The organism is 'Chrysanthemum coronarium' phytoplasma (genome assembly GCF_000744065.1).
Taxonomy (GTDB): domain Bacteria; phylum Bacillota_I; class Bacilli_A; order Acholeplasmatales; family Acholeplasmataceae; genus Phytoplasma; species Phytoplasma asteris.
Genome location: NZ_BBIY01000005.1, coordinates 1 through 4,085, shown reverse-complemented (window position 1 = coordinate 4,085; position 4,085 = coordinate 1). Strand labels below are relative to the sequence as shown.

7 protein-coding genes and 1 pseudogene are annotated in these 4,085 nt (G+C 25.1%); all 8 read right to left on the bottom strand.

What is annotated here, in order from left to right; all coding sequences use genetic code 11:
- A pseudogene (locus tag OYV_RS05620) lies at positions 1-172 on the bottom strand (ABC transporter permease); the annotation flags it as partial.
- Positions 173-347: 175 nt separating this feature from the next.
- On the bottom strand, positions 348-836 hold the full coding sequence (locus tag OYV_RS04365) for a hypothetical protein (protein WP_052360372.1): 489 nt from the start codon (positions 834-836) through the stop codon (positions 348-350).
- Positions 833-979 (bottom strand): hypothetical protein, encoded by a 147-nt coding sequence (locus OYV_RS04915; protein WP_172642328.1) that lies wholly within the window; start codon positions 977-979, stop codon positions 833-835. Before OYV_RS04915 ends, OYV_RS04365 begins: the two co-directional genes overlap by 4 nt.
- On the bottom strand, positions 966-1,163 hold the full coding sequence (locus tag OYV_RS00435) for an ABC transporter permease subunit (RefSeq protein ID WP_041624600.1): 198 nt from the start codon (positions 1,161-1,163) through the stop codon (positions 966-968). Before OYV_RS00435 ends, OYV_RS04915 begins: the two co-directional genes overlap by 14 nt.
- Complete coding sequence (locus OYV_RS00430) at positions 1,141-1,524, bottom strand: ABC transporter permease subunit (RefSeq protein ID WP_011160397.1); 384 nt, start codon at positions 1,522-1,524, stop codon at positions 1,141-1,143. Before OYV_RS00430 ends, OYV_RS00435 begins: the two co-directional genes overlap by 23 nt.
- Positions 1,525-1,557: 33 nt before the next feature.
- Positions 1,558-1,932: a hypothetical protein gene (locus tag OYV_RS00425; protein WP_042067632.1), complete on the bottom strand. Its 375-nt coding sequence runs from the start codon at positions 1,930-1,932 to the stop codon at positions 1,558-1,560.
- A gap of 360 nt (positions 1,933-2,292) precedes the next feature.
- Positions 2,293-2,631, bottom strand: a complete 339-nt coding sequence (locus OYV_RS00420; RefSeq protein ID WP_148169628.1) for a hypothetical protein — start codon at positions 2,629-2,631, stop codon at positions 2,293-2,295.
- A gap of 757 nt (positions 2,632-3,388) precedes the next feature.
- A partial coding sequence (locus OYV_RS00415) for an energy-coupling factor transporter transmembrane component T family protein (protein WP_042067631.1) occupies positions 3,389-4,085 on the bottom strand: 697 nt, incomplete at its 5' end.

The window sequence follows — 4,085 nt, the reverse complement described above, 5'->3', positions numbered from 1 at the left end:
TATGTTTAAACATAATACGCAAATCAGAGGCTCCAAGCATTCTTGCAGAAATAATATATTCTTTATTTTTATAAAGATAAAAAGAAGCACGTGAATAATAAAAAGCTCCAATCCAACCTTTAATTAGAAAAACACCAATAATAGTCCAAAAAGAAATACCTACTTTTAGCATTAACACCAACACCAAAGTCATAAAGGGAAAATAGCTTAAAAAAATCAAAAATACTATTAACAATCAAATCAACTAAGCCACCATAATAACCACAAATAGCTCCAATAATAGTACCAATAATTAAAGTACAAACCGAAACAACAAAAGCAAGGGAAAGAGAAATAAAAGAACCTTTTCATATTTGAGTAAACAAATCATTTCCTTCATGAGTAGTACCAAAATAAAAATAAGTTTTTTCAGACGTTTTGTTAAATACATATTTAAACAAACGAATTTTTACTCTATACAATCCATTTTGCAAAGGAGTACTTTCAATAAGGCTTTTATTTTGTTTGGCACGATCATATTCTTTTTGGGGAAAAGTTAAATTAATAGATGACTTTTCATATTCACAATAAAGATAAGAATCTAAAATAACTGTTTGTTTGTTGTCCTTAATGTCTTGTTGTTTTTTGATAATATTAGGATTAAATTTTTTAATTTGTTCAATTTCATCTAAATATAAATCTACTTTTTTAGTACCATCACAAATACCAAATTTTTCTAAAAAAGGGATTTTTAGAGGTAATAAAGCAATCCAAGATTTTTCTTTTTCTTGAGTAGTTTTAGGAAGAGGATTGATAAAAGGTCCTACAGCAGTAAAAAATAAGACTACCAAAATCATAAAGCTACTTTGGTACTTTTCTTTTTCCATAATTTTTTAAAAGTATTGCGATAATAACCAACAATTTTATTTTCAGAAGTAATATTTTTATCAGTCAAAGTTTGATTTATCAGAACAAAATCTTTAGGATCAAACACTTTCATCTTTTTTACTCCCTATCTTAATTCTTGGATCTAATAAGCGATATGATAAATCACCTAAAATATTAGTAATTAAACTAATGAAGGTACAAAACCCAAAACAAAACATTAATAAAGGTTGATCTTGAGTTTGGAATGCTTCTATCATAAGTCTTCCTGCACCATCAATAGAAAAAAATTCTTTCAATTAAAAAACTGCCTGTAATTAAACCCACGAATTCATAAAAAAAGACAGGAGCATAAGGTACTAAGGAATTTTTTAAGGCATGACGATTAATAGTTTGGCTAAAAGTTAGCCCCTTAGAGCGAGCTAACAAAAAATAATTTTGATTGGTTTGTTCAATTAACTCGGCTCTAATTTTTCTAATGTAAAAAACCATACTTAACAAAGTCATAACTGCTAAGGGAAGTAAATAAGAATTAACTCCAAACCAAAAGCCTTTTTCTTTCCATTCCATCGAAGTTGCTACTTGATAAGGAAATAAATGCCACACATGAACAAAAAGATATTGTGCCATAATGGCAATTACTAAAGTTCCTAAAGTCATAACAATAATAGCAAAAAAAATTAATGCTATAATCTATCCAAGATTTTTTTTAATAGTAGCTAATATTGCTAATAAAATCCATAATGGAACTGATAATAAAGTAGGAATGATATTCATCTTAAAAGTAATGGGGATTTTACTTTTAACAAAATCATAAACATTTTGATTTAATTTAGTTGAAAAACCAAAATCTCCTTTAAAAACATGACTAAACCATTTCCAAAACTGAGTTAGGGCTGGTTTGTCATAACCTTCTTTTTCACACATATCTTTCCATGCTAAATCAGACATTAAAGGAGGTTGTAAAGGTTTTGTAATTGATATTTTAGTAAGAATAAAACAACAAAAAATAATTAACAAAAAGCAAGAAATAGCTAAAAGCAATCTTTTAATAATATATTTTAACATAATTAAAGTTTATAATCTGGATCACTTATTAAGTGTTTATAATAATCAGGTCCCCAACTCCATTCAGCACTAAAATTAGGCCATAAAAATTTAATATCATTGTATACTGATCCAACTCTTACAGTAGACAAAGACACATCAACTAAATTATCAAAAACGACTTTTTCTAACTTTCCAAAAACATAAAGTAATGTTTTTTGTTTATATTGAGAATAATTGGCAGAATCATTTAATGTTTTAGTAAAAAAGTTTTAAATTGTGAAACAGTTCCTTGCCATTTTCCTTGTTTGTTTACTCCTGGCACTTTAGGTTCTATTTCAACTTCTTTTTCTACATACATAACATTTCCGTTTTCATCTTTTAAAGTTTCGCCATTTGCATCTTTTTGCTCTTGATAAACTTCTTTACCGTCTGAACCTTTTTGAGTCGGTTTGAATCTACTTGTTTATTTTTATCAGATTCCAAACACCATCTAAATTTATTACCAAGTGATTCAAAATCTTGTTTATTAGTATCTTTATCTAAAAGTTTAGTATTTTTATCAACTTTAAACTCTTTGACAACTTTTCCTTCTTGATTATAAAATTTCACTTTTAAAACTTGTGATTTAGGCCATAAAAGATAACCAAGTACAACACCTACTACTAATAATGGAAGTACTGTCCATGTAACAACCTTTTTTTGGTAAAATCTGTACAAAAAGATTTTTTTTAAAAGAAACAACATTTTGAAAAAAACTCAGTAATCGCCTACAAAAATCCCTTGATTGGCTTTTGGAACTCCTTTATTTTTCTTTGACATTTATTTTCCCTTTATTTCCTTTTCTTTTTATATGATTTTATATTTTATATAATATTGCAAAAATACTTTCTAATATTGTTTTATATAAATAGTAAAATTGCAGTAATTTTGGTATTTAAATATTGTATCAAGTATTTTAATATTTTAAAAATATAACACATGACACCAAATAAGTTAAGTTTTTTTAAAATTAAAAATAAAAATAAATATTTAGTATTATTTTGATATAAACTGAGATTTATAACAAAAATATTTAACAATTAAAAAATAAAACTACAAAATAAAAATATATTTTAAAAACAAAAAAATCAATATTTAAAAACTTAAAAAATTAAAAATACACTAAAAATACAAAAATACAATTTTTTTACTAAATTGAATCAAAAATATATTAAAAGTATATTGACATTTTTTTATTAACCACCTAACACTTTTTCACCCTTTTATCTTTTTTTACAACAGAAATTTAAAAATAAAAAATATTGTTATTAAGATCATTTTATCACAAAAAAAGGAATTTTTTGCTCAATCATCTTTATATCATGAGTGTTTTCCTTGCAATTTTATATAACAAAAAAAACCAACTTTTTAGAGTTGATCTTATAATTTTTCAAAATATTTAATTGTTTGATGTTAATAATGTGGCAATATTTTATCAAAAAGGGTTTTGGGCAAAAGGATAATAAAACCTATCATAAAGGCACAAAAGCCACACACCAAGCAAAAGAAGTGCCAATCCTAATAAAAAAGTAAACAAATCAAGAATACTAAAAGATTTTTCATAATACCAAGTTCTTGTTTTGTATTTACCAAAACGCCTCAATTGCATAGCATTAGTAATTACATCAATTTTATCTAAATTAAAGAAAATCAAAGGAGGAATAATAAGGGTAATTCTTTTAATATCTGCAATAATACGAGACAAAAAATGAGTTTTTTTAACAACTTTAATACCTCGTGCTTGTTGATTGAGAGAAATATTTTTAAAATCTTTTTGAATTTCAGGAATATAACGAATAGTAAGGGCAAAAGCATAACTAATTTTATAACTAACCCCTAATTTATTTAAACTAGCAGCTAATTGACTGGGATTAGTAGTTATAATAAAGATTAAAAATAAAGGAATAATACAACAATATTTTAACAACACATTAAATTGATAAAATAATTGTTCTTTGGTTAAAAGATTAAAAAATAAAGGAATGGGGGTTTTGGAGTTATATATTTGAGTACCATAATTTCTAAAACAAAAAAAAATAATAATATTGTTTACAAACAAAAAAAAGAAAGTTCCTTTAACTACAAACGCTACTTGCTGCCATTTAATTTGAGCACACCAAAACAAAAAAAAA

Bases quoted from the DNA above. Each gene is read 5' to 3' on its own strand.
- OYV_RS00430 (WP_011160397.1), bottom strand. From the start codon at position 1,524: ATGACTTTAGGAACTTTAGTAATTGCCATTATGGCACAATATCTTTTT.
- OYV_RS00425 (WP_042067632.1), bottom strand. From the start codon at position 1,932: ATGTTAAAATATATTATTAAAAGATTGCTTTTAGCTATTTCTTGCTTT.
- OYV_RS04915 (WP_172642328.1), bottom strand. From the start codon at position 979: ATGAAAGTGTTTGATCCTAAAGATTTTGTTCTGATAAATCAAACTTTG.
- OYV_RS04365 (WP_052360372.1), bottom strand. From the start codon at position 836: ATGATTTTGGTAGTCTTATTTTTTACTGCTGTAGGACCTTTTATCAAT.